Annotated in this window: 1 protein-coding gene and 1 pseudogene; both read left to right on the top strand. The window is 61.4% G+C overall.

Features of this window, described 5'->3' with window-relative positions:
* Positions 1-26: 26 nt before the first annotated feature.
* Complete coding sequence (locus ACFW0B_RS25820) at positions 27-242, top strand: hypothetical protein (RefSeq protein WP_449151800.1); 216 nt, start codon at positions 27-29, stop codon at positions 240-242.
* Between the two features lie 147 nt (positions 243-389).
* A pseudogene (locus tag ACFW0B_RS25815) lies at positions 390-1,242 on the top strand (hypothetical protein); the annotation flags it as partial.

Below are 1,242 nucleotides of genomic sequence, written 5' to 3'. Positions count from 1 at the left end.
CACCTCATCCGTAAGGAGTAATGACCATGCAAGCATCCAAACGTTTCCTCAAGTCCCTGGCCGGTGCCGGTGTTGCGACTGCCGTGCTGGCCCAACAAGCGTATGCCGAAGGTCTGGCCGACATGGCGGCCGGTATCGACAAGACCGACATTCTCGCCGGTCTGACCGCCGTCGGCCTGATTCTCTGCGCGATCGCCGCCGGGATCATGGGCATCCGTAAGGTCAAGGGCCTGATCAAGTAACGCCGGTTCAGGGCAAACAAAGGGGGCTGCGGCCCCCTTCGTTTTCAGGGGATAGGGAAATGGTCGAGTTCTACACCAACCTTTACGAATACACCTTCTTTGTCCTGGGCGCGGCGTCCGCCTTCCTGATCCTGCGGGGGTGGTGAGATGCGCGCTTCGATGCTTCGTTGGGGCCTCGCGCTCCTGGTCCTGGTCGCCGGTAGCGCCTCGGCGGTCGACTACTACTGGCAACCTGTCAGTTCGGCGGGCGTTCCTCTGTTCACGCCGTCCAACAGTTTTGCCGGCGCGTGTCAGGTCTGGATAACCAACGATAAGCCGGCGGGCACGTCGCTCTCTTCGATGGACGTCGCGGGCGGTCGGTGTTGGTTTTTGTATCCGAACGGCAACACTGGATCTGAGAAAGTCGGTCGTTTTGGCGACAGCTGCCCATCCGGGCATACCTACAACTCGGCGCAGGGGCGCTGTGATTCCCCACCGCCCAACATCGGCGAACAGTGCGGCACCGATGCGAACGGCGCCCCGAAGTACACCGACTCCCAGGGCAACTGTGTTGTCGGTGACGACCTCGATCAGGCGGCGGTCTGTAAGGCGCTCGCCAACACCGGTACGCGGACAAAGAAGGTTTTCGTTCGTTTTGACGGTGATGGCACGCCCCATGCGCCCACAATTGCCGACAAGACGGGCTGTGTAGCTGAGTTGGCGCTGTCAGGCGTGGACCACTGCAAGCTGCCCGCTGCCAAGTCGGAAGGGGGGATTACCCTTGTTCCTAACGGCTCTTACTGCACCGTTTTTGTTAACTACACCGGCGAAGTCGATAACGACACGGGCGAGGGTTACCCCGTTGGCAATCCCGAGGCAGGCGAGGAGGGCGTTTGCCCTAACCCCGACCAGTGCCTTGCGCCGGAGCCGCCCATCGTCAAGGACTCCAAGCCCTGCAACTACATGTCCGACGGGCAGATTGTCGGCTGTGAGTCGCAGGAATTCGAAGGCAACCCCGGCG

The organism is Metapseudomonas phytobenefica, from assembly GCF_043392685.1.
Lineage (GTDB): Bacteria > Pseudomonadota > Gammaproteobacteria > Pseudomonadales > Pseudomonadaceae > Metapseudomonas.
This window is presented reverse-complemented; position numbering and strand designations above follow the sequence as displayed.